Raw genomic sequence first — 16,803 nt, 5'->3', positions numbered from 1 at the left:
GCTACTAACATGGCAGCTGCTGCTTCTCAAATCGAAGATGCTGATATGGCAAAAGAGATGTCTGAAATGACTAAGTTCAAAATTTTAAACGAAGCTGGTATCAGCATGCTTTCTCAAGCAAACCAAACTCCACAAATGGTTTCTAAATTATTACAATAAGCCATTTGAGTTAGTTTCCTGAATAAACCTCTCTGCTTGCGGAGAGGTTTATTTTTTATAAAAACTTCTTTTTTTTGATGGAAGAGAGCATCTGCGGTGCATAGAAGCGGTTAGTGCTTATCTTGATCCCCTCTTCTGCTAAAGCACAAATAGCAAATAAGCATAAGCCTTTTTATCTTTTCATGACCTTTTATTAGCTTTAGAACACTGACTCTATCAATCTATAAGGAGTGTCTATTATGCGTATTGGTACGAATGTTTTAAGTATGAATGCTAGGCAGTCGTTGTATGAGAATGAGAAACGTATGAATGTGTCAATGGAGTATTTGGCGACTGGTAAGAAGTTAAACCATGCTTCTGATAATCCCGCTAATATTGCAATTGTGACTCGAATGCATGCGAGAGCAAGTGGTATGCGCGTGGCGATTCGTAATAATGAGGATGCGATATCAATGCTTCGCACGGCAGAAGCTGCCCTTCAAACTGTGACGAATATTTTGCAGCGTATGCGTGATTTAGCTGTTCAATCCTCAAACGGTACAAATTCAAATGAAAATCGTAATTCGCTGAATAAAGAGTTTCAGTCTTTAACAGAAGAAATTGGCTATATTGTCGAGACGACTGAGTTTAATGATTTATCCGTATTTGACGGTCAAAACCGCCCTATTACATTAGACGATATCGGTCATACGGTACATATGACGAAACATATTCCCCCTTCCCCTACCCAACATGACATCAAGATTTCAACAGAACAAGAAGCAAGAGCAGCGATTCTTAAAATTGAAGATACTTTGCAAAGTGTGTCACTTCATCGTGCCGACCTTGGTGCAATGATAAATCGTTTACAGTTTAATATTGAAAATTTAAATAGCCAAAGTATGGCGTTAACAGATGCTGCATCTCGAATTGAAGATGCAGACATGGCGCAGGAGATGAGTGATTTTTTAAAGTTCAAATTATTGACTGAAGTTGCACTTAGTATGGTTTCACAAGCAAACCAAATTCCGCAAATGGTCTTTAAACTACTACAATCATAAAAATTAATCTTCCATTTTTGGAACGATTCCATACAAAACAAAAGGGAAATACATATAAACTATGTATCTCCCTTTTGTTTTGTACCCAAATTTTATTACTGTGTTACCGTCATAACTTGTCCGCTACGGTCAACCATTATTTTCATTTTTCCGTCTTGTGCATTATATAGCCCGAGTTTATGTAATTCCATTTTACAATCTTGTACGAAAGTTGGTAATTTACGAATTTGATCGATATCAGAACTTGTAATGAAATGAATTAAAAGCTGCGTCATACCTTTAATATCTTGTACAAGCTCTTCTTTCTCTCGTTTTAGCCTTTCATTTTCTAGTTGTAACGACTGCAATTCGCCTTCTAGACTACGTGTATTCTTTGCTTCTCTAGAACGCCCTGCTGCCATGCTAGAAAGCTTATAAATACCTTCCATAAACTGATGTAGTTCGTCTTCTTTCCTTTCACTACATTGATTAATTGTTTCAAAGTTATCAACGATACCAGATATAACTGTTACAAGATTTTTTTCATCCTCTTTATGCTGGATTTCTTCTTTTAATTCGTACTCGTTTTCTTGTTTTCTTGCAACGATTGTCTCTTTTACTGGTATATATTTTCGCTTTCGTCCCGGTTTTTGTTTTTCAATATTTTCAAATGGTATTTCACGTTTTTTCAATTTATAATACGTATTTTGCAATTGACTTTCTGTTTTTGGAAAAAGATTTAGTTCATTTTTACTTACGTATTTTGAAATATTTAAAATGTTTAAACCGTGACGTTGACAAAATTGATACACTTCATACAGTAGCTCTAGTTCAGACTTCAGCCATGTAATTGCTGATTTTTCATATGCTCGCATCCCGCCATTTTTTTCTATATCTATTTGAAATAATACTATTCTATTATGTAAATCAACTAACTCTTCATACTTTATTTGGAATTCTTTTTCTATTTTTTTTAATTCCGCTTCTAGTTGCATATCGTTCATTTTATTATTTGACATGTTTTGTAAAAGACCTAATACATTAATTGCTGTGTGGTGATACATAATCTGTGCCACTCCCCCTCATCCTTTCACAATTCTCATCTGACTCCCATGTCTTTTAAGAAAATAGCAATTTTTACATATCCATATTATAACAGTTCGAAATTATCTGTCAAATAATAAACATACAAAAATGTATAGAAAGTATAAAAATTTGGAAAATGTTTTTTATTAATATGTAAAATTGCATATTAATTACATTTAATTATATTATATGGTATTTTGAATGTTTTTTCACCGAAAAAATTTGCGTTACCACGAAATGTTACTAAAGTAATCAAAAAAATACGTTCACTTATATTTTTAAATTAAAAATCTCTAAATAAAGATTATTCACACATACAGCGACAAACACCCAAGAAACCTTTCATTTTTCTACCAGCTTAAAGTATAGAATACTAAAAAGGAATTAGCCATATGTAGCATTGGCTAATTCCTTCCTCTCTCTAACAGAATAGAGTTATAAACCCAGTCTTCAAATCCTCAATCAAAGTCTCACTTCTTCTTACCTAAAACTACTTCATACCTCTGAACTCACATCGCATGAGACTCTATTAAGCACTGAAAACTGCCTTACATAAGTAGTTCCTCTATTCCTACTAAATAGAAAAATGTTATACGCCAGCTCTTCTACTTACCTATAACCACTCCATATCTCTGGTCTCAACATCGCATAGGGCTCTATTAAGCACTGACCGCTCAACACTTAGCTAGAGCTTCTATTCCGGCTAAATAGAAGCTTTTAAAGCACTAACTTATCAACTAAACCAATTAGCTCTTGAATATCTGGCTTACTTACTTGAGCATTTGCTCCTACAGCTTCACCTTTATGGAATAATTCATTTGTAATTAATGAAGAGAAAATAATGACTGGTAAACGATTCATTACTTCACTATCCTTAACCACTTTCGTTAAATGATGTCCATCCATTTTTGGCATTTCAATATCCGTAATTAGCAAGTGAATATGCTCAAACATTTTTTCGCCTTGCTCTTTCGCTAATTTTTCAATTTGCGCTAACGCTTCTGCACCATTGCTGAAGAAGTTCATTTTTGTATATCCAGCTGATGATAATGTTTCTTCTAATATTTGGCGAAGCATCGCTGAATCTTCTGCAATGTAAATTACTTTTTCAGCTCGATCTGTTTTTTGTTCTAATCCTGCAATTGATTTATTGTCATAACCAGTGCCGCTAATTTCACATACAATTTTTTCATAATCTAATAGTAAGATGATTTTTCCATCTAGTTTTACAATACCAGATGTCGTTTCTTCTAGTCCCATAGATAATGAAGCTGGTTCATCAATTTGTTCCCACGAAATACGTTGAATACGATGCACTTCATCAACGCGGAAAATAACTTTCATTTGGTTTAATTCTGAGATGATAAATTTCGTTTGATCAAGTGGCTTTGTTGACTTTAAATTAAGAGCCATTGCCAAGTTAATAACAGGTAAAATTTCACCACGTACTTGAACAACACCTTCAACTGCATGATGAGATTCTGGCACAGTTGTAACAGGGAATGGATTAATGATTTCACGTACTTTCATTACATTAATACTAAATAGGTTTTCACCAACAGTGTACGTAACAATCTCTAATTCATTTGTTCCGCTTTCTAATAAAATACTTTGTGCTTGTGACATAAAGGTGTCGCTCCCCTTCCATTAATTCCGTATATCTAATTATTAAGCTTTATAAAAGAGAAAAAGTCAACTACCTATATAAAAAATATAGATAGTCGAACGATTCATTTTATTAAAAAACAATTAATCTTGTATAAACGAAGCAAGTGCCTCTAATAAAACTTCTTGTGCACCTACAATTTCCGTCGGCATTGCTTCCCATTTTTTCGAAAGCTCTGTCTCTACTCTTATTCTCAGTTCAGAATTCATTTCTGCTAGCACATATTCTTTCGTTGCTATATCAACATCAAGTAGCGCGAGTGCATATAATTCCGGGTCATTTATTTTTTCGAATAATCGCTTTAATACTACCGGTGCTATATGTTTTAATTTTTCAATATGAATTTCCTTATCCGAAAATAGTAACTCATATTGAATAAACGTAACATTTTCTTTAATCACTTTAAAATAACAATTATTTTTTTTATCATTCACAAAATAACCGTTTGGATCTGCGATAATACTTTCTACTTTACGAATTAAATCTGGCAAACTATTCGCCGCCATTACAGTCCGCTGCTCAACCTCACTCGGCGAAATGAATGTAACGCGATACTTATTTTGCGCCATCCTCCTCACCTCTCCTTTTATAAAAATCTATCATCACAAACATATAAAATGAAACTAGCATACTCTCATTTCATTGCCCTATTGTCACACTATAAAAAAGTACTGGCTTGCTATAAAGAGATTATTGTTCAACCATTCCAGTAGATTTCTATAGTTCTCTTCTTACAGCTCCAAGCCACCTAAGACTAAAAACACTTTTAAGCGCCTTTAAGCAACTCAATATTGTTGAACCAAAACGCAATTTGCTGATCTGTAATGCCTGATAATGTAACAAAAAACTCACGGCACTTCATCTCGTCCTTAAACAGTTGATACTTCCATGCGCCATCATTACCAACACTGACGAAATAAAACTCATGAATGCGACCAATAATCGCTTTCTTTTCAGCAAATGAATACGGGGGCACTTGCTTAATTTCAAATTGATCTGGTAAATATACATGCTCTTCTCGTTCCATTTTTAGCACTTGCTCAGCAAGTTCACGTTTATTCTTGAAAAATGGCAATTGTAAAATTCGTTCTTGTCTTGTCATACGAATAAAAACCCTTTCTACTACATTACGATCTTTCTTTATAATACATTATCGAATTAAGTTTACAACTTCATTTAATACCTCATCTGACACTTTAATTACTTTCGCATTTCCTTGGAATCCACGTTGATATAACATTAAGTCAACAAATTCTACAGATAAATCTACGTTTGAACTTTCTTTTGCTGAACCTCTTACATTACCTGCACCATTCTCACCTGCCACACCAATCCCTGGAATCCCTGCTGATGGTGTGGCAATGTAATTGCCATTCCCAGTTTTCATTAATCCACCTGAATTAGGGAATGTAGCTACAGCTAGTTGTCCTACAACCTTCATACTACCATCCGAATATCTCATCATAACGAAACCACCGTCAGAAATTGAATAGTCATTTGCAATTGCAGCTGGACGCCCCGTTACTTCTGTTGTAGAAATAGTTTTCCCTGTTGGATAATTTGTTAAACCACTTAAGTCCAGTGTCAGTCCCTTACCAAAAGGAATTTTAACCGTTCCACCTTTAGTAATTTCACCAGTTACTGGATTTTTTTGTACAGCTTCATCTGTCTCCTTTAGATTTCCTAATGTATCAAATTTAAGATTTTTTTCGCCCGTCATGCCTTCAACCGGCTTAAACTCTTTTTCGTTTTTAGAATCATTTCTTATAGAAACTGTATACGTATATTCACCTGGCACAGGCTTTTCAACTTCTTTACCATCTACAGTCTCTTTTGTAGTCTTTTGTTTAATATTTACACGTAACGTTAACGAGTTCCCTTCCTCATCAAAAACTGTGAATTCGTGAGATAATGCATTTTGATTTCTAGGAAGGTTTCCACCTATTGTTGCTTTATCTGTTTGAATCCCACCAACAGCTGATCCCATTGGAATATGAATTGGACTTGGTCGTGAAGAAAAATCTATTTCTTGAGTTCCTGTTTTCACACCATACCCTAGCACATACTGACCACTTGTATTTGTAACATAGTTATCTTTCGATACACCGAAAGACCCTTTTCTCGTATACTCTACATTTCCGCTATTACGATCGCCAACTAAAAATAAACCATTTCCCTCTATGGCTGACTCCATCTTATCACTAGTTAAAGTAATAGAACCATCACTAAAATCTGTAGATGTCCCACTAAACTTTACACCGTTACCGATACTCTTTGGATTCGTACCAGCATAAGCACCATCCCCACGTGAACCAACCGTATTATTATATAGCAGATCATCAAAAATAGCTTTTTGCTTTTTATATCCAACTGTTTGTGCATTTGCAATATTATTTGAAGTAACACTTAATGCATTTTGTGCCGCATTCATCCCTGTAATACTCGTATATAACGCTTTAATCATAACCTATATACACTCCTTTTATTAATTTTGCTTAACCTCTTCATTTTTCTCTATATCATCTTTCTTCTCATCTTCTGGATTTGTTTCTGCTATCGGTTTATCTGAAACCCTTTCTACAAAACGAAGTGAGACAACTTGATTATCAACAATAAGCTGTACATCGTTATTTTCGGCAAGTCGAACTGTTTCCACTTGACCAGTCACTTGCTCCCCCTTATTGTTTATACCTCTAACATACTTTCCTAAAAATTTCATCCCACCATCAAGAGCTGTCGTATACATCGTTGATTGTAGTTTATCTACTGCTTTCGTCATATTTTGTACTTGCTCCATAAGCGATAGTTGAGCCGTTTGATTCATCATTTGGTTCATATCCATCGCATTAAACGGGTCTTGATGTTGAAAGCTCGCTAAAAAAAGTTTCAGGAAATCATCTTTATCCATAATACCGGGTGTTTTTTGATTACTTGCTGATACTCCGTTTGTTTGTTGAACTGGCGATTGCACACCATTTACAGATGCATTTTTTGTTTGCGCCCCTGCTTGTAACGGAATATGATTTGTACTCGTTGTATTTAATCCAACTGTTGGCACGCGTTATTCCTCCAATAATCCCGCAAATTCTGTTGATTGTTGTTTTTCATGATTTGTATTTGCTAATTTCTGTTTTTGCCTTTGCTCTTGTTCTCGCTGTTCCTTACGATTTTCATCTTTATCTGAATAGCTAATTTGAATATTGATTTCTTTTTCTTTTAACTTTAATTTCAATTCATCAAAAATGATTTCAACACGTTTTTTCGCATCGTGTTTTTCCATTTCTACGTGAACGTCAATTTGATCTCCATGTTTTTTCATAAACACTGTTAATGTACCAAGTTTTTCTGGATTTAACTGAAATAAAACACGTTCTTGTTTCACTACAAATTTTTGCAGCGCTTCTACTTGCGCTTCCATTTTCTTTCCTAAGTCAGGTAATGAAACTTTCTCAGCACCACTATTTGATTTCCCTATTTGTTCGGTACTCGTCGTTTTATTTAATAACTCTGCACCTGCAGAGTTCGAATCGTTTAATGCATCAACCTCTGGCAACTCTACCTTTGCATCATCGCTCTCAAGTTTCGGAAGATCTACCTCTTTAGACTCTTCTTGCTCCTTGGCAATATTACAAGTTTCTGTTTCTACAACCTTCAATGCTTGCATCGCTTGCTCTGGCATCTTCATTTTGTCTAATACCATTTGCATTGTATCTTCTAAACATATAGCATTTTTGATATTCATATTTGAAAGAAGTTCTTGTAATTGTTGTAATTCAGCTGCAGGTAATTCATTAAGTTTAATATTGCCATATTCTTTATATAGCTCTTGTATTTTTTGTATGTATTGATATAACAATTCGGGTTGCACATGTAATTGCTCAATTGCAACCATTTGCTCAGATACAGCTAATAAGAACTGTTCTGTCTCTTTTTTTTCTTCTTTCTTTACAATTGGTTCTTCTTTCGTTACCGATGGTTTAGAAAGGTTATATTCTTTTTTCTCTTCTTTTGGTGCTTCTTCTCGTTTCGTTTTCTCCGTTTTCGGCTGCTTTTTATTTTCCATTCTCATCGTACGATCGAATGAAGAATCTCCATTTTTTGATTGTACTTCTAGCCCTTTTTCTTTTTGCGGAGGTAAACTTTGTTGCACCGGTAATACAGACTGTATCACTACATTCACCTCATCCATTCATACACATTTTCAAATCCAGAAGCATTTTTTCTTCCAGCTTTTCTTGTGCTTTCGCAAGCTTTTTGCAATCTTCTTGATACATCTCATCAATGACACGTTCTTTTTCTTTTACTTGCTCTAAAAGACTTTCATTTTTTTGAATAAAACCTTCCGTTTTTTTAATTTTCCGATTCCATTCTTCTATTCTTTCAGGTGAAAACGTATGTGAAGAAAGCATACCAGCCATAATACGTTGCCCAGTTTGTACGACTTTACTACGCGATTTCACAACATATAAATCATATTCTTTTTTTTGTTCTATTTTTCTTTTTTCAACTGTTAATTCATACACTTCTTTTAAAATATGTTCTTTTTCTTGATTTATTTGCAATTTTATTGTGTCGTACTGCTGTTTATCCACCTGTTTTCATAACCCCTTTCTATTATAACGTTCTCTTTTTCTATTATATAGTTTTTTTCAAAAAAAATCTGTGAAATATTAAAAAACAAAAAAATAAGACCTCTTATGCAGAGGCCTTATACTATATGCTGTATCGCTTCAACGATATCATCAAATTGGAAACTATCCGATCGACCTTGCTTTAAAAATGTATTTATGCCTTCTACTTTATTTTTACATTCAAAAATATAAGCATTTTCTTCATTTTCTTGAATCGTTCCTAGCTTAAAATACAATTCATTTTCTTTATAAATTGATAAAATCTTTCTCATTTCATTTGCAAGTTGCCAATGATGTGGCGAAACAATTTCTTCCATAATCCTACTTACTGAATCTAATACTGAAATTGCAGGATAATGACTAAGCGTTGCAAGCTCGCGCTTTAATACGATATGTCCATCTAAAATACCACGTGCTAAATCTGGTACAGGACCATTTAAATCGTCCCCATCAACAAGCACCGTATAAATACCTGTTATAGATCCCTTTTGTGTTTTTCCAGAACGCTCTAACAACTTCTTCATATAACTTTCCATTAACAGTGTTTTACCACCAATCGGTAACTCTTTAACAGCAATATCAACACTTCTTCGTGCATCGGCAAAACGAGTAACAGAGTCCATCATAAGTAATACGTTATTGCCTTGATCACGGAAGTATTCAGCAATAGACGTTGCAAGTTTCGCTGCACGAAGTTGCATAAGGTGACTTTCATCTGACGTCGCTACAACAACGACGCTTTTTCGCATACCTTCCTCGCCTAACTCTTTTCGAATAAAGTCTTTTACTTCCCGGCCACGTTCTCCTACTAAACTAATAACATTTATATCAGCTTTTGCATTTTTTGCTATCATTCCAAGTAAAGTTGATTTACCAACACCTGACCCAGCAAAAATACCAATCTTTTGACCGATACCAATTGTTAGCATAGAATCAATTGATTTTATTCCTGTTTCAAATACATCGGTAATCTCTTCACGTTCAAATGCATGTATAGGTGGTGCATCTAGTTTTATTTTCTGTAATGGAATGTTTTCAGCTTCCTCATTTAACACTTCACCATTTGCACTTAACACTTTTCCGAGCAAGTGATTACCACGTGGTACAACAACATCTTCTGAAACTAATGTCACTGAATCTCCATAACATACTTTTTCTGTCTGTTCAAATGGAAGTAGCATATTATTTTCCTTTTCAATGGCAATCACTTCACATAAGACGTTATGTTCTCCAACGAAGCAAACATCACCAATCTTCGCTTTCGGCCCTTTTGCTACGAAAAACTGTTCTTGTACACTATGAACTTTGCCTACTTTCGTATACAGCGGTGTTTCAATGAACTTATTCCATTTTTCGTTCTCATTCATTAACAGGCGGCTCATACATTTTGCTCCTCAAATAACTTCTCTTCTTCCCATTTCTGACGAAGTTTCGCAAATATAGGTGCAAATTTAAATTCAAAGAACTCTTTCTCTTCTTCCAGAACAAATTCACCAAACTGCAGGGAGAAATCATATTTCCATTCTACTAATTGTAGTAACCAATATTCTTTCGTATTTTCCTTCTCTTCTTGAATACGTTCAAATGTTTCTGGATGTACTGTAATGATTAATTTTTCAAATGAAGTTGGCAATGTTTGCACGATGCCAGTTAAAATAGGTAACACATCAAGCAATCGTGAATCTACCGCTTGATTCACGATTTTTTCTGCTAGATGAAAAGATTGATCCCATAATAACTCTGTCCATTCATACGCTGTTTCTTGTTGTTCTTTTTGAAATTGCACACGCGCTGCTTCCATCTGTTCCATTTGCTCATGAATATGCATTTGAAATTGTTCTTTATCTTGTAATAACTGCTGCCGCTCTCGTTCTAGCATTTGCTTCTCTTGCCTTAGCTGATTCATTTCCATATGTAACGATTCTTGCTGGGCACGAAGTTCTGCATGATCAGCTTGTAATTCTTGCTCTTCTATTTGAACTGAAGCTGGTTTTGGAAATTGTAATTCATACGTTTCTTCAGAAAAAGAAACAGAATTCTTCGGAATTCTGTTTTTAAATAAGGACATCCTCTTCACCTCTTTGAACGATAATTCTTCCTTCTTTCTCTAGCTTTTTCACTGTACCAGTGATCGTTTGCTGCGCTTTTTCAGCATCCGTCATCTTAAGCGGTCCTAAGCCATCTAATTCTTCTAGAATCATCTCTTTACGGTTTGAAGACATACATGTAAATAATTTCTCTTTAATTTCTTCTTTTGCAATTTTAAGTGCTTTCGCAAGAACACCGTTATCTGTAATTTCTTCTAATACACGGCGAAGTGCAAGATCTTCAAGACCAAGTAAGTCTTCAAAGACAAACATATTTTCTTTAATTTTCTCAGATAACTCATAATCGACTTCATCCAGCTTTTGAAAGACTGTTTTTTCAACACCTCGTGAAACGTTATTTAAAATATTTACGATTGTTTTCAAGCCATCAGTTTTATTAATTGCACTAAATGCCATATTATTTAATTTCGATTTTAACAACTCACCAATTTGATTAATTAACTCACCATCAACTTGTTCTAGTTTCGCTATACCCATTACCGTTTCAACGCGCTTATGATCTGGCAATCTCTCAATTAATTGAGACGCAAGTTGCGGTTTAATATAAGAAGCGATAATTGCAATTGTTTGTGGTGACTCATCATTAAGCACTGTAAGAAGTGGCTCTAAATCTGTAAGTGAATTTAAGAACTCAAACGGATTATCTTTGTTATACCAAAGATCTTCCAATAATTTTTCCAGTTCGTCTTCTGGCATGTTTTTAAATATGCGACGAATGTATTCTTTATCTGGAATGACTAAGTTCAATTCTTTTACATTTAGTTCATATAAGAACTCTCCTAGTACATTTTCTAACGTTTCTGGTTTGTATACACGAAACTTTGCGATTTCACGAAGTAATACTTCTTTTTCCTCAGCTGTCATATATTCAATGACTTTTGCTGCCACCCCTTCTTCTAATGTACGAATAAGGATGGCAGCTTTTTCTTTGGAGGAGATTTCATCTAACATCGTTGTTCCTCCCTTACTGTCCGTTTAACCATTTTTTAATTACTTTTGCAGTTCCTTCTACATGTTCTTTCGTAGCATCCTGCACTTGTTCATCTAACGTTGGTTCTTTCGGTTCTTCTGGTTCAGGTTTTGGCTCTGGCACTATTTTTTCTTCAGGAATTTCCAAGATACTTTCATTACTTGCAGCAATTTCCTCTTCTGCTAAGTATTCTTCATATTCCTCTTCTTCTTTCTTTCTCTTACGTCTTACTAATAAGAACCATACTAGGCCACCAATCGCTAATAAGCCAGCTGTAATTCCACCGAATAACCACCAGTTCATACCACTTTTTTCTGGCTCTTTCTCTTTTTCAGCTTTCGGCTGATCGAACTGAACAGTTACAACGTTAACTTGACCATTTATAAAGTTACCGTTCGGATCAGCTTGAAGTCCTGCCGCTGTTCCGATCGCTTCTTTAAAAGTTGTCATATCAATTCTACGTTTTACTAGCGTATCATTATCTACCCATACAACAACATTTGTTTTCGTTAATTCTGGGTGTTTCTTAATTGTTTCAACTGTTTTATCTATTTCATAGTTTTCGATTTTGTTACCATTTTTATTATCATAGACAACTTTACTATTTTGATTATTGTTCGTACCGTAGTTTGGCACTTCACCGTTCGCTGTAATACCAGCACCTTGCTTCGTATCTGCCCCTTCTTGCGCAGTAGAGCTTTCCTCTTGTTCTTGTTTACTACGAAGTACACCTTTATCACCATACTTTTCTGACTGACGTGTAACTTCATCGTAGTTTACAGATACTTTCGTATTCACTTTATATTCATTCGGTTTAAACATCGTCATTAACGTTGCATCAATATCTTGCTTTAATTTACCTTCAAGTTGGTGCTGCATCTCTACTTCTTTCTCATAAGAAGAGGAACTACTAGAATGTGCTTCATCTGCTCCTTTTGAAATAACACCTTTTTTACTATCAATAACACTTACTTCTTCTGCTTTCACACCAGGAACCGCTGCACTAATCATTTGCTGTATACCTGCAACTTGATCAGCTGTTAACAATTGTCCACGCTTCACTCCAACCGTAATCGCCGCTGTTCCTTTTGCTTTTTCTTCATCAAAAATTGTCTCTTTTTCAGGCAATGTAATTTGAACATTTGCCGTTTCAACTGTCACAAAGTTTCTTACAATATCTTGCTCCAATTGCTTCTTCGTACCGACAATTTGCTTCATTTTTTTATCTTGTTCACTTGAACCGAGCGAGCTTTCTAATAAAATTTCTTCACCGCTTTTCGAATTAAACGGTAAACCCATCCCATTCATTTCTTTTCGAACCCATGGAGCATCATTCTTTTGCACACGAATTGAACCATCGGCCGCTAATTGGTAATCGACACCTAACTTCGATAATTCTGCTGTAATCTCTTGTTTATCTGCATCATTTAAATTTTGATATACAACAACATATTTATCTGGCAAGGTGAAGTATAAAAGTGCTCCTGTTACAATCGCTAAAAGCGCAGCACCGATTACTAACTTATGCCACGTTTTTAACGATTGGATAACATTTTTCATCTTTTCCATTTAAACACACCCGTCCACTTTCCTAAATTTGCATATTAATTAGTGACTTATAATTTTCAATAAGATTATCACGTACGAGAGCAGCCGTTTTCATTTGAGATTCAGCTTTCTTTTGCTGAATTAAAACGTCATGTGTTTCTCCTACCCCTTTAGTTAGTAAATCATATACTGCTGTTTGTGCATTGTTTTGCGTTTGATTCATATCTTCCAATAAATCAATAAACTTTTTCTCCGGAGCTACAGATGTTTGAGAAGTTTTCGGTGCACCAATTGACTGAATTGCTCCAAATGGTTGTGTATGTAACATTGGTTGAATTTTCATATTACTATCTTCCCCCTTATCCTCGGCCGATTTCTAAATCTTTATCAAGCATTTTTTTATTCGCATTTAATACACTCGTATTCGCTTCATACATTTTTTGAGCAACCATTACATTCGTCATTTCAGCAGTTACATCAATATTAGGATAACGTACATATCCCTCTTCATTTGCGTGCGGATGCGTCGGATCATACACTAAATTTTCCGTTTTATCTGCTTCAATACTTTTTATTTTCACTCCGTTAGTAGGAGCCCCATCTAGCATACTTGCAAAACTATTGTTTGATTCTAGCACTACACTACGACGCTCATATAAATCTGCCCCCGGAGCCGCCGTCGTATTTGCATTTACAATATTGTTAGAAGTAACTTCCATCCACTTTCTCGCTGTCGTTAGCCCTGAGCCACTTGCATTAATTGCCTGAAACATCCGTTGTCTCTCCCTCTACTTTTAACGTCCGCGTGCCGCTTGGTTAATTGCATATTGTGTATTAATTGCGTTAATTGAAATACCGTATAACTGATTTGCTTTCATTAAATCTAGCATTTCTGTCGTTACATCCACACTATTTCCGTCTTTATTCGTTTGCATTGATTTTGTTTGAATCTTTGCATATGTATTTTTCGTATTTACTGTCGGTAAGTGCATTTCATTCGTTTGATATAAATCTGGATTGCTCTTTAAATCAGCCGCATTATTTTTATATAACGCACTACTTTTATTCATCTGCTCAGCAAATGTTACATCTTGTGCTTTATAGCCAGGTGTATTCGCATTTGCAATATTACTAGAAACAGTATTTCGTTTCGTCACTAAATAATTCATATAATGGCTTACATCACTCACTAAATCTGGCATATTCCACACCCTTCCTTTTCTAACGTAATGATCCACTGATAGAAGTTTCACTTCATTATTTATTTTCTTATATGCGTTTATTAAAATATTTACTATTATGTACCCTTACATATTTTATTCCATTTTTTCATTGTTGTCTTTAGAAAAATACAAAAATATAAAAAAGAATGCAAAAAAACTGTATACACATAGTAATCTATAGAACATTTCAATATATAAACTACAAACTAAAGTCCATTTTTCTATTATTTAGATTACTATTATTGTTTCATCACAGTCATAAAATGAAACCTCAATCAGCGGCGTTCTTTATGTAAACGAAGGAATAGACCCCCTTTTAAAAGGGGAATCTGTTTCCAGACATTATTATTAATATTTACCGTAAAATGAATTAGCCTTCATTCGCCCATCATTTGCCATTATCATTTCTTCCAAAATCTTTTGCTTATCTCGAATGTGCTGTGCTGCCTTAATAATGAATGGGCTTACTTCTGCTGCAACTTGTGCACGTCTTTCTTCATCTAGTGTCATCATCCAGCGATTTAACATCTCACTCTTCTCAGCAAACTCTTCATCTGACACTTGTAATTCACCGATTTCATTAAAACAACTGACAAACGTTCGATAAATATCATTGTTCATTTTCAAGCGCTCCACGGTATCCATCTATTAAATCTTGTAACACTTGCACAATGGCATCAATGTCTTTTACTTCACGCGTGACTTTCATCGTTTGAATTTGAATGCTAATCCAATCATATAAACCAAATAAACTATCGTATAAATCTTTCGTAATATCAGGATTTAACTGGAGCTTCAACTCTTCAAATATACGTTCTAACTTTTCAAGAAGTTCATCACCATCTTGAAGTTTGAATGTATTTAAAAGTTCCTCCAATTTACGAAACTCAATGATGCATCTTTCATAAATAAATATTGTATTTTTAATTGGATTACTCGTCATAATATCATTTTGCATATAACGTTGCCATGCTTGCATACAATCACTTCCTCAGCTTTCATTAGTCATCACTTTTTGTTTTTGTCATTGCTTGAATTGTCTTCAACTGACTATCAAGCAATGCTAACTGACTTTCTAATTTTGCATATTTATCAATAATTGTTTTTTGTTTTTCCTTATTAACTGTATCAATATCTTGAATTTTTCTCTCTAAATCAGTTACTTGCTTTTCAATACTTTTAGAACGTTTCCCAATAATTCCTTCATCTCCAAATATCCCATCTAACTTTTTCTCTGTATCATGACCTAAACCATTTAAACCAAAGAAAAATTGTTTCGTAGATTCCGGATTCTCTTTAAAAGCTGTTTTTAATTTTTCTTCATCAAGAGTCATATTGCCTTTTTTATCAATTTGAATTCCAAAAGAAAATAAATACTTATCATCTTGGGAAAATTTAAAAATACCTGTCATTGCATTATTGATAGCAAATGACACATTACTCCCTTGCATTACTCCATTTTCTCCAGCAAATAAATCCAAACTTTTAACAGCCTTATTATACTCGTCTTTCATTTTTTTTATTAAATCTATCGAATTTTTTATATCAGAATCTTCAATAGTTAATTTTATTGGCTCTGTAGTTTCTTTTTCTAAATTAATGGTTAATCCTGGAATTGTATCAATCTTATTTGTTTTACTAGTTCCTTTTATTCCGTTTATTGTATACTCAGCATTTATTGCTCCTGTCACTTGATGTGCAACAACATTCGTTCCATCCGGATTTTTCGCAGAAGTAACTAACCCTATATTTTGTAAAAAACCATTGGCGCCATCCGTTAATTTCAGCTCTCCAGCTTCTCCTGCAGTAGTCGATGTGAAAAATAGTTGATCCCCTAATGTGTATACTGATGCACCATAATTCCCATTATTTATCTTATTAACAAGATCTTTATACGTCATATCTTTTGAGATTTTAACTTCTTTTCCATTTATCTGAAATACATCATCTACTCCAAGTTTTAAATCTAAACTAAACTTTTGCTCCATACCTTCAGGAGTTTTTGAAGGAGTAAGTGGAGCTGTAGTTATTTGATGTCTTTCAGCTACCCGTTCTACTGTAATCGTGTATGTTCCAGGAATTGCAGCAGCGTCTGCTTGTGCTTTCATAAAACCATCTTTGGATAAAGTTGTTTTCTTTTCATCACCTTTAAATGCGTATAAATCTTTGAACACTTGTACAAGATTTCCAAATTCTTTTTTCATACTTGCATACACGTTTTTTTCATTTGTTAATGTTTGTTTTTGTGTAGTATAAGGTGATTTTTTCATTTCCAATGCTTGTAACTCTAAATCTACTAACTTCTTTGTATCTATTATGTTATTTCCTAAATTCCATATTTGTTGTCTGCCACCATAATCAGATATTGTTCCTGCCATATTTTTCACTCCTTA

General features: G+C 34.4%; 20 protein-coding genes. 2 read left to right on the top strand and 18 right to left on the bottom strand.

Annotated elements, in window-relative coordinates; genetic code table 11:
- Positions 1–159: flagellin (locus CGQ22_RS27450; protein ID WP_254922578.1), on the top strand; the 159-nt coding region annotated here is incomplete at its 5' end.
- A 239-nt stretch (positions 160–398) separates the two neighbouring features.
- Positions 399–1,199: a flagellin N-terminal helical domain-containing protein gene (locus tag CGQ22_RS27445; protein ID WP_089149605.1), complete on the top strand. Its 801-nt coding sequence runs from the start codon at positions 399–401 to the stop codon at positions 1,197–1,199.
- A gap of 95 nt (positions 1,200–1,294) precedes the next feature.
- On the opposite strand, the gene CGQ22_RS27440 is transcribed toward CGQ22_RS27445, so the two are convergent.
- The 18 genes from CGQ22_RS27440 to CGQ22_RS27355 all read right to left on the bottom strand — a co-directional run bounded on the left by CGQ22_RS27440 (position 1,295) and on the right by CGQ22_RS27355 (position 16,788).
- A complete protein-coding gene (locus CGQ22_RS27440) occupies positions 1,295–2,242 on the bottom strand; it encodes a DNA-binding domain-containing protein (protein WP_139032818.1) in 948 nt (315 codons plus the stop codon).
- 739 nt (positions 2,243–2,981) lie between these two features.
- Positions 2,982–3,890: a chemotaxis protein gene (locus CGQ22_RS27435; RefSeq protein ID WP_000075943.1), complete on the bottom strand. Its 909-nt coding sequence runs from the start codon at positions 3,888–3,890 to the stop codon at positions 2,982–2,984.
- 123 nt (positions 3,891–4,013) lie between these two features.
- Positions 4,014–4,499, bottom strand: a complete 486-nt coding sequence (locus tag CGQ22_RS27430; protein WP_000068301.1) for a hypothetical protein — start codon at positions 4,497–4,499, stop codon at positions 4,014–4,016.
- A gap of 197 nt (positions 4,500–4,696) precedes the next feature.
- On the bottom strand, positions 4,697–5,032 hold the full coding sequence (locus CGQ22_RS27425) for a DUF3964 family protein (RefSeq protein WP_089149603.1): 336 nt from the start codon (positions 5,030–5,032) through the stop codon (positions 4,697–4,699).
- 48 nt (positions 5,033–5,080) lie between these two features.
- Positions 5,081–6,394, bottom strand: a complete 1,314-nt coding sequence (gene flgE / locus CGQ22_RS27420; RefSeq protein ID WP_089149602.1) for a flagellar hook protein FlgE — start codon at positions 6,392–6,394, stop codon at positions 5,081–5,083.
- Positions 6,395–6,415: 21 nt separating this feature from the next.
- A complete protein-coding gene (locus tag CGQ22_RS27415; RefSeq protein ID WP_001143477.1) occupies positions 6,416–6,988 on the bottom strand; it encodes a flagellar hook assembly protein FlgD in 573 nt (190 codons plus the stop codon).
- A gap of 3 nt (positions 6,989–6,991) precedes the next feature.
- Positions 6,992–8,101, bottom strand: coding sequence for a flagellar hook-length control protein FliK (locus CGQ22_RS27410; protein WP_139032731.1), 1,110 nt, complete (start codon positions 8,099–8,101; stop codon positions 6,992–6,994).
- A gap of 10 nt (positions 8,102–8,111) precedes the next feature.
- On the bottom strand, positions 8,112–8,522 hold the full coding sequence (locus tag CGQ22_RS27405) for a cytoplasmic protein (protein ID WP_089149600.1): 411 nt from the start codon (positions 8,520–8,522) through the stop codon (positions 8,112–8,114).
- A gap of 116 nt (positions 8,523–8,638) precedes the next feature.
- Complete coding sequence (gene fliI / locus CGQ22_RS27400; RefSeq protein WP_000088693.1) at positions 8,639–9,943, bottom strand: flagellar protein export ATPase FliI; 1,305 nt, start codon at positions 9,941–9,943, stop codon at positions 8,639–8,641.
- A complete protein-coding gene (locus CGQ22_RS27395; protein WP_000051705.1) occupies positions 9,940–10,629 on the bottom strand; it encodes a FliH/SctL family protein in 690 nt (229 codons plus the stop codon). Before CGQ22_RS27395 ends, fliI begins: the two co-directional genes overlap by 4 nt.
- Positions 10,616–11,620 carry a flagellar motor switch protein FliG gene (fliG, locus tag CGQ22_RS27390; protein ID WP_089149599.1) on the bottom strand — a complete coding sequence of 335 codons (1,005 nt, stop codon included), beginning with the start codon at positions 11,618–11,620 and terminating at the stop codon, positions 10,616–10,618. The genes CGQ22_RS27395 and fliG overlap by 14 nt, the downstream gene beginning before the upstream one ends.
- Before the next feature lie 13 nt (positions 11,621–11,633).
- Positions 11,634–13,208, bottom strand: a complete 1,575-nt coding sequence (locus CGQ22_RS27385; RefSeq protein ID WP_089149598.1) for a flagellar M-ring protein FliF C-terminal domain-containing protein — start codon at positions 13,206–13,208, stop codon at positions 11,634–11,636.
- 22 nt (positions 13,209–13,230) lie between these two features.
- Positions 13,231–13,530: a flagellar hook-basal body complex protein FliE gene (gene fliE / locus CGQ22_RS27380; protein ID WP_000701670.1), complete on the bottom strand. Its 300-nt coding sequence runs from the start codon at positions 13,528–13,530 to the stop codon at positions 13,231–13,233.
- 16 nt (positions 13,531–13,546) lie between these two features.
- Positions 13,547–13,960, bottom strand: coding sequence for a flagellar basal body rod protein FlgC (flgC, locus tag CGQ22_RS27375; RefSeq protein WP_000484680.1), 414 nt, complete (start codon positions 13,958–13,960; stop codon positions 13,547–13,549).
- 21 nt (positions 13,961–13,981) lie between these two features.
- On the bottom strand, positions 13,982–14,440 hold the full coding sequence (gene flgB / locus CGQ22_RS27370; RefSeq protein ID WP_370445031.1) for a flagellar basal body rod protein FlgB: 459 nt from the start codon (positions 14,438–14,440) through the stop codon (positions 13,982–13,984).
- Positions 14,441–14,758: 318 nt separating this feature from the next.
- Positions 14,759–15,031, bottom strand: coding sequence for a hypothetical protein (locus CGQ22_RS27365; protein WP_001058084.1), 273 nt, complete (start codon positions 15,029–15,031; stop codon positions 14,759–14,761).
- Positions 15,021–15,389 (bottom strand): flagellar export chaperone FliS, encoded by a 369-nt coding sequence (locus CGQ22_RS27360; RefSeq protein WP_001149504.1) that lies wholly within the window; start codon positions 15,387–15,389, stop codon positions 15,021–15,023. Before CGQ22_RS27360 ends, CGQ22_RS27365 begins: the two co-directional genes overlap by 11 nt.
- Positions 15,390–15,411: 22 nt before the next feature.
- Positions 15,412–16,788, bottom strand: coding sequence for a flagellar hook-associated protein 2 (locus CGQ22_RS27355; protein WP_000929220.1), 1,377 nt, complete (start codon positions 16,786–16,788; stop codon positions 15,412–15,414).
- Positions 16,789–16,803: the final 15 nt, after the last annotated feature.

The organism is Bacillus sp. M13(2017) (assembly GCF_002218325.1).
Classification (GTDB): domain Bacteria; phylum Bacillota; class Bacilli; order Bacillales; family Bacillaceae_G; genus Bacillus_A; species Bacillus_A thuringiensis_K.
Note: the sequence above shows the minus strand (reverse complement) of the source record. Positions and strands in the feature narration are given on the sequence as shown.